This is a genomic window from bacterium, from assembly GCA_013360215.1.
GTDB lineage: Bacteria > CLD3 > CLD3 > SB21 > SB21 > JABWCP01.
In genome coordinates, this window is record JABWCP010000009.1 from 109,276 (window position 1) to 127,596 (window position 18,321).

General features: G+C 46.4%; 15 protein-coding genes. 6 read left to right on the forward strand and 9 right to left on the reverse strand.

What is annotated here, in order from left to right:
* The first annotated feature begins 7 nt into the window (after positions 1-7).
* Positions 8-1,678 (forward strand): amidohydrolase, encoded by a 1,671-nt coding sequence (locus tag HUU58_08340; GenBank protein ID NUN45676.1) that lies wholly within the window; start codon positions 8-10, stop codon positions 1,676-1,678.
* A complete protein-coding gene (locus HUU58_08345) occupies positions 1,675-2,547 on the forward strand; it encodes a hypothetical protein (protein ID NUN45677.1) in 873 nt (290 codons plus the stop codon). Before HUU58_08340 ends, HUU58_08345 begins: the two co-directional genes overlap by 4 nt.
* 13 nt (positions 2,548-2,560) lie before the next feature.
* Here HUU58_08345 and HUU58_08350 read toward each other — a convergent pair whose 3' ends face one another.
* From HUU58_08350 to HUU58_08380, 7 genes are all read right to left on the reverse strand, one after another.
* A complete protein-coding gene (locus tag HUU58_08350; GenBank protein ID NUN45678.1) occupies positions 2,561-3,610 on the reverse strand; it encodes a hypothetical protein in 1,050 nt (349 codons plus the stop codon).
* 232 nt (positions 3,611-3,842) lie between these two features.
* Complete coding sequence (locus HUU58_08355) at positions 3,843-4,553, reverse strand: hypothetical protein (protein ID NUN45679.1); 711 nt, start codon at positions 4,551-4,553, stop codon at positions 3,843-3,845.
* Complete coding sequence (locus tag HUU58_08360; GenBank protein NUN45680.1) at positions 4,525-6,495, reverse strand: hypothetical protein; 1,971 nt, start codon at positions 6,493-6,495, stop codon at positions 4,525-4,527. The genes HUU58_08355 and HUU58_08360 overlap by 29 nt, the downstream gene beginning before the upstream one ends.
* Positions 6,488-7,996 carry a sigma-54-dependent Fis family transcriptional regulator gene (locus HUU58_08365; GenBank protein ID NUN45681.1) on the reverse strand — a complete coding sequence of 503 codons (1,509 nt, stop codon included), beginning with the start codon at positions 7,994-7,996 and terminating at the stop codon, positions 6,488-6,490. The genes HUU58_08360 and HUU58_08365 overlap by 8 nt, the downstream gene beginning before the upstream one ends.
* 709 nt (positions 7,997-8,705) lie before the next feature.
* A complete protein-coding gene (locus HUU58_08370) occupies positions 8,706-9,608 on the reverse strand; it encodes a hypothetical protein (GenBank protein ID NUN45682.1) in 903 nt (300 codons plus the stop codon).
* 308 nt (positions 9,609-9,916) lie between these two features.
* Positions 9,917-11,614 (reverse strand): formate--tetrahydrofolate ligase, encoded by a 1,698-nt coding sequence (locus tag HUU58_08375; GenBank protein ID NUN45683.1) that lies wholly within the window; start codon positions 11,612-11,614, stop codon positions 9,917-9,919.
* Positions 11,615-11,749: 135 nt separating this feature from the next.
* Positions 11,750-12,520, reverse strand: a complete 771-nt coding sequence (locus HUU58_08380) for an alpha/beta fold hydrolase (protein NUN45684.1) — start codon at positions 12,518-12,520, stop codon at positions 11,750-11,752.
* A 142-nt stretch (positions 12,521-12,662) separates the two neighbouring features.
* On the opposite strand from HUU58_08380, the gene HUU58_08385 reads away from it, so the two are divergent.
* Genes HUU58_08385 through HUU58_08400 form a run of 4 tightly spaced genes read left to right on the forward strand, consistent with a single transcriptional unit; the run spans position 12,663 to position 17,013 of the window.
* Positions 12,663-13,511 (forward strand): DUF350 domain-containing protein, encoded by an 849-nt coding sequence (locus tag HUU58_08385; protein NUN45685.1) that lies wholly within the window; start codon positions 12,663-12,665, stop codon positions 13,509-13,511.
* Positions 13,512-13,524: 13 nt separating this feature from the next.
* Positions 13,525-14,817 (forward strand): glutathionylspermidine synthase family protein, encoded by a 1,293-nt coding sequence (locus HUU58_08390; protein NUN45686.1) that lies wholly within the window; start codon positions 13,525-13,527, stop codon positions 14,815-14,817.
* A 10-nt stretch (positions 14,818-14,827) separates the two neighbouring features.
* Complete coding sequence (locus tag HUU58_08395) at positions 14,828-16,360, forward strand: hypothetical protein (protein ID NUN45687.1); 1,533 nt, start codon at positions 14,828-14,830, stop codon at positions 16,358-16,360.
* A 17-nt stretch (positions 16,361-16,377) separates the two neighbouring features.
* The gene (locus HUU58_08400) at positions 16,378-17,013 is read left to right on the forward strand and encodes a hypothetical protein (GenBank protein ID NUN45688.1); all 636 of its coding nucleotides are present in this window, start codon (positions 16,378-16,380) and stop codon (positions 17,011-17,013) included.
* 62 nt (positions 17,014-17,075) lie between these two features.
* Here HUU58_08400 and HUU58_08405 read toward each other — a convergent pair whose 3' ends face one another.
* Together HUU58_08405 and HUU58_08410 are read right to left on the reverse strand one after the other, a co-directional pair.
* On the reverse strand, positions 17,076-17,918 hold the full coding sequence (locus HUU58_08405; protein ID NUN45689.1) for a methyltransferase domain-containing protein: 843 nt from the start codon (positions 17,916-17,918) through the stop codon (positions 17,076-17,078).
* 36 nt (positions 17,919-17,954) lie between these two features.
* Complete coding sequence (locus HUU58_08410; protein ID NUN45690.1) at positions 17,955-18,296, reverse strand: hypothetical protein; 342 nt, start codon at positions 18,294-18,296, stop codon at positions 17,955-17,957.
* Between the last annotated feature and the right edge of the window lie 25 nt (positions 18,297-18,321).

Here is an 18,321-nt window from a genome sequence, read left to right on the forward strand (position 1 = left end):
ACCACCCATGCACCGTTATATACTGATCATCATTTTGATGTGCCTCAGCGCATGCGGCACACGCGCCAATATTGACATGCTTGTCGTCAACGGTAAATTTGTCACGATGGACGACGAACTAAAGAATAACGAAATCGAATCCATCGCCATTCGCGATGGCCGGATCGTTGATATGGGCAAGGCCGAAGTGATGAAAAAAAAATATGTGGCCAATCGTATCGAAGACGTCAAAGGTCAACTTGTGCTTCCCGGATTAATCGATGCGCATCTGCATATGCTCAATATCGGTCATTACCTTACGCAACTTGATCTTGTAGGCACGGAATCGTACGACCAGGTCATTACGCTGGTTCGTGATCGTGTGGCGAGTACAAACAAAGGCGCATGGATTCGAGGCCGGGGTTGGGATCAAAACGATTGGTCTAAAAAAGATTTTCCCGAACATGCCGCACTGACCGCCGTTTCGCCGGATCACTTCATCGTTCTTGAGCGCGTTGACGGGCATGCGGTATTGGTTAATCAAAATGTTTTGACAGCCGCCAAAATTAACCGTGAAACGCCCGACCCGCGGGGCGGTAAGATAATGCGCAATGCGCAGGGCGAACCCACCGGCGTACTCATAGATAATGCGATAGACTTGCTGACACCCTATATTCCCAAATATACACTTTCCGAAGACAGTCTCGCGTTGGAAGCCGCGATGAGCGCGTGCCTCAAAGTCGGTCTCACATCCGTACATGACGCCGGCGTTGATACCAATCATATTGACGTGTATAAAGAATTGGGACGCCGCAATAAACTTCGCGTGCGGGTTTATGCCATGCTCAATGGCTTTGATCGCCGGCTTTTGGATATGTATTACAAAAAAGGCCCCGAGAAAAATCTTTTCAACCAATTCCTTACAATTGCGTCTATCAAGCTGTATTCCGACGGTGCACTCGGTTCACGCGGCGCGGCATTGCTGGAACCGTATTCTGACAGTCCGCAATCCAAAGGCCTTGAATTGATGATGAAACCCCGCCTTGAAATCATCGCCACCGATGCGCTAAAGTGGGGCTTTCAGGTATGTACCCATGCGATCGGTGATCGCGGCAACCGCAATACGCTCGATGCTTACGAAGCCGCCATGAAAGCGGTGCCCGACAGCGCAACATATAAACGCTTTCGTATCGAACATGCCCAAGTCGTTAATGAAGCGGACATCCCGCGTTTTGCAACCCTCGGCGTGATTGCTTCGATGCAACCCACACACTGTACATCGGATATGTATTGGGCGGAAGAGCGTGTCGGCAAGGATCGTATTCGGGGTGCCTATGCCTGGCAGAAATTTATCAAAAACGGTGTGCGTTTGGCCGCCGGTTCCGATGCACCGGTCGAATCGCATAATCCATTGCTCGGTGTCTATGCGGCAGTTACGCGTCAGGATGCCAAAGGATGGCCACCGGGCGGCTGGTATCCCGATCAAAAATTATCCATACTTGAAGCCTTACGCGCTTTTACGATAGACGCCGCTTACGCGGGTTTTGAAGAAACTCAGAAAGGCAGTCTCACTGTGGGAAAAATGGCGGACATTGTCGTTTTATCCAAAGACATTACAACTGCGGATCCGCGTGAAATTCTCAACACCCATGTCGTGTGGACGATGGTCGGCGGCAAGATCGTATATCGCCAACCATGAAAATTCGTATTCGGATCGGAGGTTTTCTCCTTCTTTGGTACATACCGCGCCTGACGACGCAGCAGATTTTTTTGATGATCGGCGTCGTGTTATCCGTTTTGATCAATCTTGCGGCAATTTTTTTCATCGAAATCGTAGTCAATCCTACCAAACCACCGCAACTTATCAGCGATAGCGAAAAAGCCGTTTTACTAAAATTACTTGAAGAACCGGATATGAGTAAGGTGCGTGATTTGCTTGAGCAACCGAAAGCCAACGATAAGGTCGCCCCAAAACCGGATGCTTTATCCGATCGCAATTCTACCACAGACGTCAAACCACCGGACGAAATAAAAAATTTCGGGTCGGTTGATGTGACACAAAACCAAGAACCGCGTCCTAAAACAGAAAATACAACTCCGCCGGATGAATCCACCGATGAAGATCGTTTTCAGAATAATATGAACGTACAGCCTTTTTTGAAGCGCAATACCAATCAGAAGTCCGTTTATGAGCGATTAACCGGTCAGGAAGATCCTTCGCAACAAGGATTTGCCGGACAAAATTACGAACTCAATACGTATAAGTGGGAATTTGCTCCGTATATGCTCGCATGGAAAAATAAAATGACTTCTAATTGGTATCGCATCACATCCAAAATATTTTTCAGTCAGTTTGCACGTGTCGGAGAAATACTCATCTACGTCAAAATGAACAGACAAGGCCAATTGGTTGACTCCAAGGTCGTGGATTATAATTGCGATAAATCCTTTGTTGCGCCCGCGTATGCGTCTGTCGTAAATAGTTTTCCGCTTGATCCATTACCGAATGATTTCCCGGAAGACATGCTAGAAACGACATGGACCATTTCGATCACCAATCAGAATTAATCCCGCTCCCGTATTATTCCAATCGGCAAATAAATCCCCATCCGCCGCCTAATTCACTGACAGCCAGGATCAACTCGTTATCCCCTTTTTTCAGAGGTATATAAAGCGCATCATTTTCGGAATCCATGATCCCCAAAAATCCCGGATCGCGAAAATACTGTGCACTGCGCCCGCGATAGAGTATTTGCCCGTTTAGGAATACGCACACTTCATCGCTGTATCCGATATACAGTTTTTTGATTTGATCGCGATCCGACGTGATTTTTGTTTTAGCATAAACTATTTTAGAACCGGGTTGCGCTTCCAATCGTTTAGAAAAATCATTGGCAAAAGAAACCCGCAGATGCGGTGCTTCCCGATAACGATAAAGCGTCACCATGCCCGGCGCCTCTGTTTCTACCGATTGCCATACTATTGATTTTTTCTCAGCTTGGGTCAGCGGTGATTCGACGTTACGTGACAGCGCATCCATCGACGGTGAAATTTCCCATTGCTTCAACACATTAGGCAGCATAGCCGGATGTTTTCTCACCCACGGAGCATCCGTAGTTTTTTTAACTTCGAAATTGGAAAAATATGTCGCGCCGGTTAAAACCGCTAAAGCGATAGAGCCTTTCTGAATTCCGCTTTTTAGATCGTCCATCACCAATACCGGCTTATCCATATTTTTTACAAACAACCGCGCTTGCGCTCCGGAAACTTCGAGCCGTAAATGGAACCACTCGTTTTTAGGTATATCCACAGCGCCGATAAATCCCGGCCCGCTGTACAGCTGCCAATTGAGCCCCGTATTGAGGATCGGGGTATATTGCATGGCATCAGCAAGTCCTGATTTGTGTTGGCGGAGATATACCCATTCTCCGTTTACGCCGTCTTCGGATATGCGAAATTGTATCCCAAAAAAACCACGCGCCGCAGGTGTCGAAACGTCAACGTCCATAACACCGTCACGCAATTCCAAATTTTTTAAGACGGCGGCGCCGCCATTGAGAAAAACACTCTTCCGACCTTGATAATCTACAAACCCGCTTTGGCCTTGCAGATCCCATATCGTAGAATCCATAGCCATAACCTGCGAAAAAACATTTCGCGCCTGGAGGAGGCTTGTTAAAAAGAAGGCCGCAATAAAAATAAATACGCGCATGTCGCCCCTAGGTTAAATTAATGTAATTTGTTACGTAAATGGTACGACGTGCGGATACTATTGTTTCAAAATGAATTTAAGAAAACCGACTCCGACGAGAATCACAGACACCTATTTTATTCTAAAAAATATTCTAAAAAGCGAATTCGATTCATTGCCCTGATGTCGTTAGTTTCTTCTTGGCTGTTTCATTCCAGCGGATAACCATTTGACCAAATTCATCATCTCTTTTTAACGCCATAAAACGATTGGTCTCATCAAAAAGAAATCCATATAAACCCAACTTCATATATAGTGCGCACAAGCGATCAAAATTACTTGGTTCAAAATATAACGAAGGAAATTTGGAAATTAGTCGTTTGAGACTTAATAACGCTGTTTCCGCATACTGATGCTCTTCAAACCAGTAGATTGCGCGCATACGCTCGGTCAAATACGGTACAGATTGATTTTCAGCGCGTGTTTCGTTAACCCGGCCATAGGTAAGGCCAAATTTTTGATCGTTGGTTCGTTCAACCGGTTGCGAGGGAAGCTGCTCCGCTTCGATGCGCGTGATCGCAGAAACCAAGTCGCGTTTGTTATTAACAAACATATCTTCGATGTAAAAATACCCGCCGGCCGGCGCATCATATACATCCGTTTCGCGATAGATTTTGAGCGTGGCATCGGCTTTAGTCAAAACATATGTACGCGGCGCTATTTTTTCTTTACTCCCTAGAGGCTGCCACTTCATGGATGTAACATCCAGATACATCGCATCGCCCTTTTCGAGTTTTAGCCAAATTTCCGATTGTCCCATCAATGGTGAGGTAAGAAGAATAAAACATATCGCCTTAAAAATCATATACGTGTACCGTTCCATGGACTACTCCGTTTTTTTGAATCACTTCATCATAATACTGGCGCACACCTTCGCGATGCGCATGTTCAAAACCACCGTTTATAACAGTTGTTTCCAGCGGCAACCAAATCGTCACGCGTCCGGTTTTATCGGGGCGGGCAACATATTCAAATTCGGATAAACCCAACTGATCCACGGCATTAACCGGAATACTCGTATCCACAAGCAAAAATACATGCCCTATGGAACCCGGTTTGGCAGTTGGAATATTGATATTTTCAGTGAGCGTCGGGCGAATATCCACCACGGCGCAAGCATGGCCTATAGCCATAAGATTGGTAGCCATAAATGCAACAAGGTCTTCGCAATCGCCGGACTTTTGTCGCAGTGTCTCCGAAGGATATTGCACACGTTCATTGACAAAAGTCGTGGTAGGATCGGATACATAACGTAAATTTTTGCCGACAGCCGTTACAAATTTTTTTAACGCATGAAACTTATTATGAAAATCTGAATACGCGGAATCGGTTCCTATGGTCAACAAATTACTTTTGGCAAACGATTGTATTTCAGGCTCATCCGGAGCTATAAAGTAGCGCAATCCCCACGTATCGCCATCCCAGCTATGGATATCATATAATGTCACCGGAAAACTGGACAGTGTGATGTGTTTGCCGCGTACTTCACCGGTAATTTTCACCTGAGCCACCATGCCGGATTGTTCTACGCTCTGATCCGGTATGTAAAAAAATAAGGGCACCGATTTGATCTCATGTGGTGCTAAATCAATCGAAGACGAACGAAATATTTCGCCCCACGCACCGGCTTCGGCATGTATGACAACGCTCAGGTGTTCATCCGACGCATTATGTACATCCATCTGTCCCACCGGATTGTATGCATAATAGGCGCGCTTGGCCGTATAAACTTTTGTCTGAAAAATTTTCATATTCACCATTTTTACGTAATCGGCAGCGCGGCTTCCTGACAAATCATAACGCAATCCGATTTGCACCGTTTTGTGAGGCAACTGATTGGTAAGTTTTCCGCTCGATATGTCGCCGTGACGATTAAGCCATTGACGAAAATTTTGTGATCTGAAATTTTCCGCCAAATACCATGTGCTTTCGTAACCGGCAAGTAATGTGAAGCCGCCACTCAAATCGTAACTTAGATTTAATTTCCACACTTGATAATCCGACGGCCGCAAACTTCTGTAATATTCATTGTTCACCTGTAACGCACCATATTTCAATTGTACATTACCGCCCCAAGCATCCCGGCCTACACGCGTGGTCATCGAATGCGAACGGTAACGATATTGAACATCCAAAAACCCGCTCAACTTATTTTTCAATGCATAATGCATGCTGTCGTTACCCATGCGTATCATTCGCCAAGGCAATATGCCTGTCGTTACGGCAAACGGACCCCAATAGCTTGTCATCGCACCATAGCCTAATAGTGACGAACGGCGATGGGATGCAAATTCATAATCCACGTAATACACTTTTGATGTCAGTTCTTTTACCAAAGTTGACACGATTTCTTCTTTTTCAACGAGAATTTGCGAACCGAAAGCAATTTCAAATCGTGCAAAACGGCGGCGCAACTCAAGAGCCGCCGGTAAATCAACCACATACGTGTGCGCATGGTTAGTGATTTGGCTACGATCCACTAATTTAACGCTGTCGGGCAACACCAACGTCGTGGTGCCGGGCATTATCGTAAAGGGTAGTTGTTGATTCATATTCACCAATACCGAAAAGCCATACAGGCCGTGATTGTGCATATAGTGAATCCGCGATGCGACGTATTCTTTTGAAGCAAATTGGCGAGCGGTGTACTCCGATACAAACGTGAGGCGTGCATCATAACGCATAGGCCGATACGCATCCGCATCGTTTTGCGCAAAAAGTGATGCGGATACAAAAACTAACATCAATAGTCCCCATCTAGTCATGACGATATTCCTTGATGAGTTGGATAAGGTCATCGTAAAAAAATTTAGGCGTATTGCGAAATCGTAAACGTATCACCTCTTCCGGAGATTCGTTTTTTTTCACGCCCGTGCGAATGCGTTCGGAAATATTGTTTTGATATTCATCTATGCGCTGCTTCAAAGCCTTTGGTTCGGATATATCCGATGTGCCGCGTAAATATTCAAACATAGCCTGAGGTTCCTGTTCGCACCGTATCATCGCCTTGATCACCCAGCCGCGAAAATATTCGGTCACTGTGATGCGATGTAAACCCAGATCATCGGCTACCGCAGACATGGCACGATGTTTAAATTGATGGTCGCGGAGTGCATGGAGCACCCGCTCGGCCAAAGATTGCTCTGAATCAGAAAACGTTGCGCCGCGAATTTCGAAATCCGCCGGTAAAATATAATTACGATGCCGCATGCGTGCATTGATCACACTGCGCTGAGTTGCTGCTTTTAGCTCACGCACATTGCCGGGCCAAGCCAATGTGCAGAGCCATTGGACGAGATGATCGGAGTATTTGAGTTCCGGAGCAATTTCGTACACAAACTGACGGAATAGAAAATCAATATCAACCGTACGTTCGCGTAAAGGTTTCAGCGGCAACACAAAACCGGCAATACGATAATATAAATCTTCGCGAAACTGTTTATCCCGGATCAATACCGATATATCCCGATGGGTCGCCGCAATAACACGAACCGATACGCTTTTCGAAACAACGCCGCCGACGCGTTCAAACCGACCTTCCTGTAAAACCCGAAGAAGTTTAACCTGAAATGCCGGGCTTGTCTCTGCGATTTCATCCAAAAACAACGTACCATTATCTGCCATTTCAAACCGGCCTGGCTTGGCTTGTACCGCGCCCGTAAAAGCGCCTTTTTCATATCCAAATAACTCCGCTTCGATCAAATTGTCGTTAAATGCCCCACAATTAACAGCTACAAAAGGACCCGAAGCGCGCTGTGAACGGCGATGAATAAATTCGGCGATACGTTCTTTCCCAGTGCCGGATTCACCGGTGATCAGCACCGGAACATTTGACTGGGCTACCTGATCGGCTTTTTGGAGAAGCTCTGCGACGGGCGAATCTTTATGGTAATAAATACCCTGCGCTTCACGGCATTCCGACAAATCCAACGGGCGAATTTGATCGGATATTTTTTCGTAAAAATTGAGCCGATACCTTAGATCCGTCAGATCATCCGATGTGGCAGAGGCAACCTCTTTTGTCACAGTAACGGTGCGACGCTTGATCCCCAACATGAACGTCGAAACGAGTATCGGCACAAGAGTCCAACCTATACCGATAGGCAAATAAATACGCAAAAAGTATAGACCGGCAGCGAACGCACACCAAATCAATGCCGGGGCGCCTATCCAAATCCAACGTGTATCACGAAGCGACAAAAAGCTCACTACTGCCGTACCGGCGAAAAGAACAACCAGCAACCATAGCGGCCATTGTTTCCACATACGACCTTGTTTGATTTCCTCCGCAGCCCATATCTGAATAAGACTGACGGGGTTAACCGAACCTTGAGGTGACGCTACATACGAGGTTACACCGGGATAGTCAAAATAAAATACAACACTTCGGTTGCTCAAATCCGAATTGGACGACAAAAACGCACTCAGATGCATATCCGGAAGTAAAGTATCGGATGGCCAGTGCAATATAACGGTTTCTTCAGGTACTTCTGTTAAAGCTGAAACCAGCGAATGATCACCCGGCGTATAGATCAGATAGGCATTTTCGATTTGCCAATGGGCCGCAAACGGAAGAAATGTCCGACCGGCAGGAAACGATTGGCCGCCAAGTATGGTATTATTTTCCTGAACACGTTCCGTCATAAGAAAAATCTTATCATCCCTTACGCACTCATGATAAAAAACTTCGTCCGACTCCGGATGCAACGCATCGGCCGAGGGAAACGCCATATCAAAATAGATCGCTTGCGCGCCGTTTTGTTTAGCATGTTGTGCTGCGACCGCATACCATCGTCGAGCCAAAGGCCATCCGCCCAGATGCTCTACATCGTGTTTACCGATAGCAATCCGAATCACCGGCCGTTCCTGCGCCGTAAGTAACGGGTTGCAAAACAAAATCAAACTAAGGCAAGCGACGATCTTCTTCATAAAATAAACGGCGCTGACTTTTGTAGCCAACGCCGTAGGTTCTCCGTTATTGTTTTTTCAATTTGACTAAAACATTGTGCCAGTAATCGGCTTCAATTTGTAAGTTATATGTTTTTCCGTCGAACTTTCCTGTAGTGGTTAGCGGGTCTGGGAAATGCTCTTCAATAACGCCAACCAAGTAATCCGTCTCTTGCTTATTCCACTTTGAGGTAAGCAGTTGTAACTGTTCGGCTGGAATCACAATTTCATCAGTCTCAACTGTATATTGAAAAAAAGCATATTCAAATCCACCTGCTACAGTATCTGCATAATTTGGTTTATAGGCATACAACTCAATCCAACCCGATTTGGAAGGGCGATTAAATTTAATAAGTAAATCCTCGCCATCACCAACCACTTGATTAACAGCTATATTTGTAATCTTCAATTGACTAGGCATTGGAATACTGGCCGTAAAATCATTAATTTCCGGTGAATTTTGCCCGGATATCGTTATTTGACCGTTATTCACTATTGTGAATGGTTGATTACTTTGCTTTTCATAACTAATTATATCAAGCGTATCAATATGTGCTGGAATTCCGTTTTTTTCCGGCCGATCAATAGTTATCCAGCTCTGATTACGCGTAATCTCTGTACCGCTAAGTTTCAATGTTCCATAATCTAAAAACTTGGAAAGGAATCGACCATTAATATCGGTATTAAGATTATGTTGCAAACTCACGTAATAAAAAACAGGGTCTCCTTCCCCTACATCACTTTGAGAAATAGCAATTAACATACTGCTATCGCCCGGCGGATAATAGTGCGAGCTGGTTCGCAATACAGGATCATGACCAATGATCAGCGTTTGATCCTTTCCTTTGTCCGACATAACATCCGACCCGTCCTTGTCACATCCGATCGCCAATAAGGCGATGGTTACAATTAGTGCGACTGATTTTGGCATACATTTCTCCTTGTTGTTGGTTATCAGTGTTGTACACAACTCGACAACAAACTAAATTCATGCCAAAGAATAACTTATTAATTTTTTTCAATATACCTTCATTCGAAAGTGAAGTGAGTGCAGTATATAAGTGAAGTGATGCATTTTCACATCACAAATGCATGTGATCCAAGGCACTCAAGAAGTTAATTAGAACTTGCTTTTATAATACCTACACAACAATGTAGCCTGTCTCTGGAAATTACTTTAGAACAAAAAAAGCCCGTTTACCATTGCGATAAACGGGCTTGAATGAAAAAAACTAAATTCTAAAAAATTCCGCGTATGACGCCGTTATCATCCATATCAATCGCCTCCGATGAAGGCACTGACGGTAACCCGGGCATGGTCATCATTTGCCCGGCAATGGCATAAATGAAACCCGCTCCCGCAGAAGCTTTGATATCATCAATAGGAACCACAAAATCTTTCGGACGCCCTTTGAGTGTAGGATCATGTGAAAGTGAAAGATGCGTTTTAGCAATACATATCGGCAGTTTGTCAAGACCTTCTTCTTTGAGCATTTTAATTTTCGATTTGGCTTTGGACGACAGGGAAATGCCCGCACCGCCATAGATTGTTTTTACGACCGTGGCCATTTTATTTTCGATCGTATCCTGGACATCGTAGGTAAATTTCACTTCCGATTTTTCATCGCAGGCTTTGACTACTTCTTCGGCCAGCGCTGTTCCACCCATACCGCCTTTGCCCCAAACGTCAATCGGTATCACCGCACGCGCTCCGGTTTTAACGGCAATATCGCGAATGGCTTGTATTTCGTTCTCCGTGTCCGAGGTAAAACGATTGATCGCCACGACGACCGGTACACCAAAACTGCGAATATTTTCGATGTGTTTTGTAAGGTTCTCACAACCTTTGATCACGGCTTCGACGTTTTCTTTTTCCAATAATGCCTTATCAATCTTCTTACCCGGAACGGCTTCAAACCCGCCGCCGTGCATTTTGAGCGCTTTGACCGTAGCCACGACCACGGCAGCCGAGGGACGCAATCCGCTTTGACGGCACTTGATATTGATCAGTTTTTCCGCGCCGCAATCCGCACCAAAACCGCATTCCGTCACGACATAATCGGCAAGGCGTAAGGCTATTTTATCTGCAATAACCGAATTATTACCCGTGGCGATATTGGCAAACGGTCCGGCATGCATGATCACAGGAACGCCTTCCAGTGTTTGAACGAGGTTCGGTTTGATGGCGTCTTTGAGTAAAACCATCAGTGCGCCGACGACATTCAGTTGGCGTGCATATACGCCTTTTTTATCCCGTGAAGTGCCGACAAGAATCGTCTCAAGACGTTTACGCAGATCCTTGAGGTCTTCCGCGAGGGACAGGATTGCCATGATCTCACTGGCGGCCGTGATATCAAATCCCGTTTCGCGCGGGATACCGTTATTGCTGCCGCCTAATCCGACGATAATATCACGCAACGCGCGATCATTCATATCCATCACGCGACGCCAGTATATATTATTGATGTCCAGATTCAACGGATTACCTTTGTGCAGGTGATTGTCAATAATAGCCGCAAGAAGATTGTGTGCCGTCGTGATCGCGTGAAAATCACCGGTAAAGTGCATATTGATATCTTCCATCGGCTGCACTTGCGAATACCCTCCGCCGGTCGCACCGCCTTTGACACCAAAAACCGGTCCCATCGAAGGCTGACGTAATGTCGAGATCACATTTTTTCCTATTTTGGCCAACGCTTGCGATAATCCGATATTGACGACGGTCTTGCCTTCACCGAGCGGCGTTGGGTTGATCGCCGTGACAAAAATAAATTTTCCAATTTTTTTGTCCTTCAGGCGGTCCAATACTTCTAGTTTGATCTTGGCTTTATGTTCACCGTACAACTCAATATCGGAGGCATTCAATCCGATCTTTTTGGCAATTTCAGTAATCGGCGTAATGGGTGATTCCTGAGCAATTTCAATGTCGCTTTTCATATATCAACCTCATAATAGATGTTTTCGATTGGTCAATTCTACGATTTCGATATATACGATTCCATGACTTAAGTCATGTCTAAAAAAGGTAGGTTTTCCCGATCTAAAAAGAATGTTCTGATATCAATGGTACGTTTAGTGGCGATTCAAAAAATCCATCACGATTTGACAAAATACATCGGCTTTTTCATGATGAATCCAATGCCCGGCATCCGGTATCATCTCTAATGCTGACGAAGGAAAGTGTTTTGCTATTAGCTCCGCGTCATCACGAAGATTATACATGGATTTTTCACCGCCGACAAATAGTGTAGGACCATGAAACATATCGCTTTCCGAAGCTTTGAATCGTACTATTTCATTGGCCGCAAATTCCGTCAAAGCCGGAAGATTAACACGCCAATACATCCGATCGTGATCTCGCACCAGGTTGGTAATCACAAAGGATCGTACGGCCGGATTTTTGATTCCCTCTGCAAGGGCCGATTCCACTTGTTTTTTTTCTTTATAAAGATTCAGATCCACGGCATTCATCGCTGTGAGAATTTCGATCAAACCCGTGCCGTATGAGCGCGGTGCAATATCTTCTACGATCAACGCTTTAACTCGCTCGGGATGTGCAAAAGCGTAATTCATCGCGACATGGCCACCCATCGAATGGCCCAACAAGTAAAATTCATGCAAATGCAAACGGTCAACCAACGCCTCAATATCTTTACGCATCGCCACGATAGAATGTTCGGGATCGTGCGGTGAAACTCCGTGGTTGCGCAGATCCGGAATGATCAAGCGGTAATGGTCGGATAATTTTTTGGCTACCGAATACCAGTTGCGTTCACTACCCAGCAGGCCGTGCAGTATCACCAGTGTTTTCGGGCTGCCGTATTCGACAAAATGTAATTTCATACGCTCCGTTATATTGGCGCGGAAGTTAGTTTCGCTTATATCCAATTGCAACGGTTTTTACAAAACGAAGGATTATTACCGAATCGGCTTGCGCTTGGTTTGGCGCTGTTCTAATTTAAAGAAAAAAACAACAGATCAATCTATGGACATTACTTACCTCACATTCGTTTTAGGCGCCGTCGTTACACTTTTGATCCTTGCGCGCCTCGTCAATCAATTTCTCATGCGGGAACGCCTCACCGATGCGCTAACTGAAAAAGATCGTTTGGCAACCGGTATCGCACTCTCGGGCTATTTGTTCGGCGTGATGATGATCATCATAGACGTACTCAGCGGCGAAGGGCATAACGATTGGCTCAAAGATTTTTTACTTGTCGGAATTTACGGATTGGCCGGGATCGTATTTTTGGTTTTTGTCAGCGTGATGGAGCTGCGTCTGATCCTCTCTGCCAAAGCATTGGATGCTGTTCGCGAAGGCAATGTCGCCGCCGCCATTACGGTCGCTGCTTCATACATTGCGACATCGCAGATCATCGGCGCCGTCGTATCCGGCGATAATACCGGCGGCAATTGGCTGACGGCTGTTATTTTTTTCATTATCGGTCAGACCACGCTGCTGATCATGACGTATGCATTTCGGTGGCTCACGGCGTATAACGATGCCGAAGCCATCATGCAAGGTAATGCTGCCGCCGCGCTTTCGTATGCCGGGGTCATGATCGGTATCGCTATTATTGTAGGCACAGCCTTACGCGGTGACTTCATAGACTATCCCACCAGCCTTGTGGATTATGCATGGTCGCTGGTGATCGTCGTGGCGCTTTATCCGATCCGCCAATTTTTAGTGCAAGGTGTTTTACTCGGGTGCGGATTTAGTTTTTATGGCGGTAAATTAGATGAAGAAATTTCCAAAGATCGCAATATCGGCGCCGGATGTATTGAGGCAACGACCTATATCGCCTCGGCACTTTTAGCCACGGCATTACTGTAGTAATATTAAATCTATGCGCACCTCCGAGGTAAAATACACCGATCCTTCGGTTCCGCGACGCGACCCGTATTTTGATTTTGCAAAAAAAATCACGGATTCGCATATCCTCACCGATCCTTGGATTGACGGCGATCCGCGTTTTTCGGACGAACCGGTGATCCTCGGCGCCGGAACTTATGCATTGATGCAAAAAGCGGCCGAACACATCGGCGCTTTATATGACGAATTGGTGCGCATCATTCTTCGCGAACCTCATTGGCTCGATGATTATTTCCATTTGACGCCGCATCAAAAGATGCTTTGGTTTGCCTCCGGCGGACGATGGCATGGCATGGCGCGACTGGATATGTTTTTATGTACGGACGGACGTCTGCAAGTATGTGAAATGAATTCCGATACGCCCAGCGGTGAAGCGGAAGCCGTTTTGATCAATCAGATTATTCGATCGCGCTTTCCGCGTTTTACCGATCCCAATGCCGGATTGGAAACGCAATTTATACGTATGGTTTTACGTCTCTGGGGCAAACGTACATGGCCCAGGCTTTCTCCGACGGTCGGCATCGTGTATCCGACCGAAATGCCCGAGGATCTCTCCATGATACGCTTGTATCAGCGTTGGTTGGAATCCCGCGGCGCTCATGTCATATTGGGTTCGCCCTACAATCTGGGCAGCACTGCGCAGCGACTGACGTTACTGCAAAAACCCGTGGATGTATTGATTCGGCATTACAAAACAGATTGGTGGTGCGAACGCTTGCCGGTGTGGAAAGATCAGGAACCTTTTCCCGACGCGCTTCCGCTCGTCAAACCATTGCAACACCTGATGCGCACCTGGCTTGCGGGACAGATAGCGATGATCAACCCGCCCGGCGCTGTGCTTACACAAAACAAACTGACAATGGCTTTTTTTTGGGAACACCTGCGTAAGTTTTCACCTACGGCGCGGAATACGATACGCACGTGGATCCCGGAAACGCGTCGCCTGATAACGAAGGAAAGCAAAAAACTGAATAAAAATGAATGGGTACTCAAAACCGATTACGGATGCGAAGGCGATGAAGTGATCATCGGTAACGATGTCAGTGAAACACTGTGGAAAGAATCGCTGTCCAAAGCTATTCCCAAACACTGGATCCTTCAGCGTTATTTTTCGTCAATCCGCATCGGGCGCGAAAATCTAATTCCAAATTTCGGCCTGTATCTCGTCGGAGGACGTGCGGCCGGTATTTATACACGTTTATCCAATACGGCCACGGACGGTACGGCGCTCAGCGCAGCGACATTGATTGACCAACATTCTCACTAGAACATAAACTATGGCAAAAAGAAAAACCAAACGTAATCAAAAAGCCCAAACACCCGCATGGTGGAATGCCATGATTTCACGCCGTGAAGCCGGCCAACGATTGGCAGCCCTCGCAACCGGCGCTGCAATGCTGCCCTTCGCATCCATTCTTACGGGCTGTGGTGAAGAGGTCGAACTCGATGCTCTTGAGTTGCAGCAAAAACAAGGCTGGCAGGTCGGTGCGGACGGCGAAAATCTTGACTTCAAAGACGAACAAACTCGTGACAGCCTCGGTCAGGCGTGGGAAAATTATGCCGATCCGGCGGCATTGATGGTGGCCTATGAACCCAAAAATTATCGCTGGAAACCTTTTAAGGTTACGACGTTAGTCCAATCGCTAAGTCAGGAAACGTTACGTAAACAAGTGAAGCCGGTATTATCCGACGCGATGAAAACCGCCTATGCGCGCGGGCTCGGCATGCGCGAGATCATTCAAAAAATGGACAACCCCTCATCCACGATGATCATCGCCGATCTGCACGGGGAAGAATCCGTAGCATTCGGCGCGGCATTAGCCGACGTCGCCAATGTGGTCATCGGATTTGATAACTGGCCGCACCCGCAAGGTGTCGTACCGGCACATCGCACGCTCGGTGCGATGATGTACTATGCACGCGAAGTAAGCGTAAAAACGGAAGAAAAACTTTCGTGGGATGCACCGGCCGTGATTTTATTGGACAATCATCGCTTGGGCGAATATACCGATGAATGGGATGTATTTGATAATCGTTACGTGGCCAAAGTGCCTTCCGCGCCATCACTTGCGTCGTATAAAGTCAGTCGGGTTTTATATGTCATACCGGATCGTGACACCAAAAACGAACTGGATGATCTCAATGACGACTTTGTTTACTACAAAGAAAAAAATATCAGCGTGGATCTGTTGCCCATGTCGGATTTCAAGCCAGCCGTCGCTGCGGCCATGGCTACATCGGCCTCGGCTAAAACATCCGCCGATTCGATGATCGCGGCATACACAGGGAGCGACTCCGCGATAGCCAAAGCCATGACCGCACCGGCACAAAAAGATACTGTCGTCGCAACACCGGCATCCACGCGAACCGTATATCATTACGGCGGCGGTCCATCCTATTGGCCGATATTTTTTGGTAACTATAATACGCCTTCGACGATCCGTCGCCCGGGCGGTTATCGTGCGCCTTCGCAAGGGCCGTCGAAACCGGAATACAAACCGGAACGTCGTCCGACATTGTTTTCTTCACGTACCGTCGGAAGTCAAACCAGCGGCGTGGGCAAACAAAAACCGACCGGATTTGGCCGTGTATCCGCCAATGTTAATTCCGACGGCAATGTCACCCGCGTTCGCCAGTCACGCAATTACAGTTCGACCGGCACATCCCGTGCGTCGCGTTCAACTTCAACGTCATCTTCGTCGCGTTCCTCGCGGAGTTACCGGAGCTCGTCGTCCAAAAGTTCATCGTCCCGCTCTTCGTCAGGTCGCTCCGGATCGTTTGGCCGCAGTCGCAGCAGTTCTTCATCATAATTTAAGGATTACTAAGCATGAATCGTCGCGGTTTTTTTAATAACATTTTTAAGTCGGATGAACCCTCGGGTCCGATTCATTTTTACGGCATTCAGATCGTCATCAATACCGGTATCAATGATGAAACCCGTGCCAAACTGCATGCGGCGATCAACGTGCCCGTTAAAGAAGGTGAGACCCCAGAGGAAAAAAAAGCATTTTTTAAAAATGTCGCAGCTCTCTTACTCGAGAACGAACCGTTTTTTGAATATGGGTACTGGGATTATCTGACGGATGCGGCCGAAGCGCAGGCCGAATTTGATTCGTGGGTCAACGAAATCGAAAGCAGTATGGCAACGGAGTCCGGCGAAGTCGGTGAAACGATGGACGAGCAGTATCGCATGAGCGCAGAAAAACAATACGTCGTTATTTCGCTCGCCTTCTTAATCGAAAATGTACCGACACAAGAATCCTTTCAAGGTATGATAGATATACCGGAAGAATCGTATTTTCTCCGCGAAACCTGGCCTAAATTGATCGAAGCCGTTCCGTATCTGGATTTTAACTACGTGATGGCCGATGCCGTATTTATTATGCCGGGCAACGAAAAAGACGGATTTTCATTTGAAGATTTGCACTCGGAAGGATGGGAATATCTAAAACCGATATCATAACACTAACCTAATAAGCTGACTTGCTAAATCAAAATGCCTATTCGTGACATATTATAGATTTTTTATTTAATCCCAAGCATCAGGCCATACATCCACAGTTTTTGCTGCAGCCCCAACCATTGAAATCGGCAGGCTTCCACGTTTCTAACATCAATTGTCGAAACGGATTGTCCGATCATGCGATGAAAGAGATGATTAACTTTGGCGGGATAATAGAACCTTGCTATGCGACGTGCAGAATGTGTGATATGCGCAGTTATATCCTTGCAGGTTGTTTTAGAAAAACCGGCTTCCTTCATAAATCGCATGAATCTGTCGGTTGATTCCAAACTTTTGGCAGCCCATCCCTCAACCCACGTTCTCATAATTGGATTCGTGTTGTTCTCTAATGCTGTCACAAAACCATCTGCCACCACTAACCGACCTCTCTGTTTTAGAATGCGAGACGCTTCACGTATGAATTGCTCTTTCGATTCAGCGTAGCAAATACTCTCACAACCCCAGACCACATCAAAATATTCGTCTGGAAATATTGTTTGACTGTAATCCATAACTTTGAATTCCGTCAAATGAGTAACCCCGGCATCTTCTGCATTAGCATAAGCCAAATTCATTTGTCGTTCGCTCAGTGTAACACCAACAACTCGGCAACCGAAATTTTTCGCAAGATAAATACTGCTTCCACCAACACCACACCCGGCGTCTAATACGATATCCGAGGATGTGATCTGCACTGTTTCCGCCATCACTTCATTCATCCGGATTAGTGACTGCGCAAAGGTACGTACGGAGTCATCCCAATATCCGTAATGAATCGCCATACAATCATCTAGGCGCCAAACTAAACGCGCTGCATCTTCCGTCAGACTATAAAATTCCGCTATTTTTTTTTGATACTCATTCATCGGGTCGTAACTTTTTGAGTAAAGTGCCAATATTAGCTAAGGCTTCACACCGCTCAACATACCGTAGAGCCATAATTTCTTTTTGAAGGCGATATACTGATACAACAGCGCATCAATGTTTTTGCGATTCACTTCCGGTACGCTTTTTCTCATGAGATGCTGATACAGATGATAACAGCGCGTCGGAAAATAAAAATATAACATGCGCCGCGAGGAATGCATGACATGCGGCGTGATATCCCGAAAACGAATATCCGTAAACCCCATGTGTTGCATATACCCCTGCATACGCTCCGGTGTTTCGATAAAGTTAGCCGCCCAGCCCTCGAGCCAGCGCCGATTGATCGGATGATCATTGTACTCAAACTTAGCCGTCATACCATCCGCAATCACCAGCCGCCCT

What these genes read in the sequence shown, in the direction of transcription:
- HUU58_08340 (NUN45676.1), top strand. Translation starts at nt 8, where the DNA reads ATGCACCGTTATATACTGATCATCATTTTGATGTGCCTCAGCGCATGC.
- HUU58_08345 (NUN45677.1), top strand. Translation starts at nt 1,675, where the DNA reads ATGAAAATTCGTATTCGGATCGGAGGTTTTCTCCTTCTTTGGTACATA.
- HUU58_08350 (NUN45678.1), bottom strand. Translation starts at nt 3,610, where the DNA reads ATGGATTCTACGATATGGGATCTGCAAGGCCAAAGCGGGTTTGTAGAT.
- HUU58_08355 (NUN45679.1), bottom strand. Translation starts at nt 4,553, where the DNA reads ATGGAACGGTACACGTATATGATTTTTAAGGCGATATGTTTTATTCTT.
- HUU58_08360 (NUN45680.1), bottom strand. Translation starts at nt 6,495, where the DNA reads ATGACTAGATGGGGACTATTGATGTTAGTTTTTGTATCCGCATCACTT.
- HUU58_08365 (NUN45681.1), bottom strand. Translation starts at nt 7,996, where the DNA reads ATGTGGAAACAATGGCCGCTATGGTTGCTGGTTGTTCTTTTCGCCGGT.
- HUU58_08370 (NUN45682.1), bottom strand. Translation starts at nt 9,608, where the DNA reads ATGCCAAAATCAGTCGCACTAATTGTAACCATCGCCTTATTGGCGATC.
- HUU58_08375 (NUN45683.1), bottom strand. Translation starts at nt 11,614, where the DNA reads ATGAAAAGCGACATTGAAATTGCTCAGGAATCACCCATTACGCCGATT.
- HUU58_08380 (NUN45684.1), bottom strand. Translation starts at nt 12,520, where the DNA reads ATGAAATTACATTTTGTCGAATACGGCAGCCCGAAAACACTGGTGATA.
- HUU58_08385 (NUN45685.1), top strand. Translation starts at nt 12,663, where the DNA reads ATGGACATTACTTACCTCACATTCGTTTTAGGCGCCGTCGTTACACTT.
- HUU58_08390 (NUN45686.1), top strand. Translation starts at nt 13,525, where the DNA reads ATGCGCACCTCCGAGGTAAAATACACCGATCCTTCGGTTCCGCGACGC.
- HUU58_08395 (NUN45687.1), top strand. Translation starts at nt 14,828, where the DNA reads ATGGCAAAAAGAAAAACCAAACGTAATCAAAAAGCCCAAACACCCGCA.
- HUU58_08400 (NUN45688.1), top strand. Translation starts at nt 16,378, where the DNA reads ATGAATCGTCGCGGTTTTTTTAATAACATTTTTAAGTCGGATGAACCC.
- HUU58_08405 (NUN45689.1), bottom strand. Translation starts at nt 17,918, where the DNA reads ATGAATGAGTATCAAAAAAAAATAGCGGAATTTTATAGTCTGACGGAA.
- HUU58_08410 (NUN45690.1), bottom strand. Translation starts at nt 18,296, where the DNA reads ATGACGGCTAAGTTTGAGTACAATGATCATCCGATCAATCGGCGCTGG.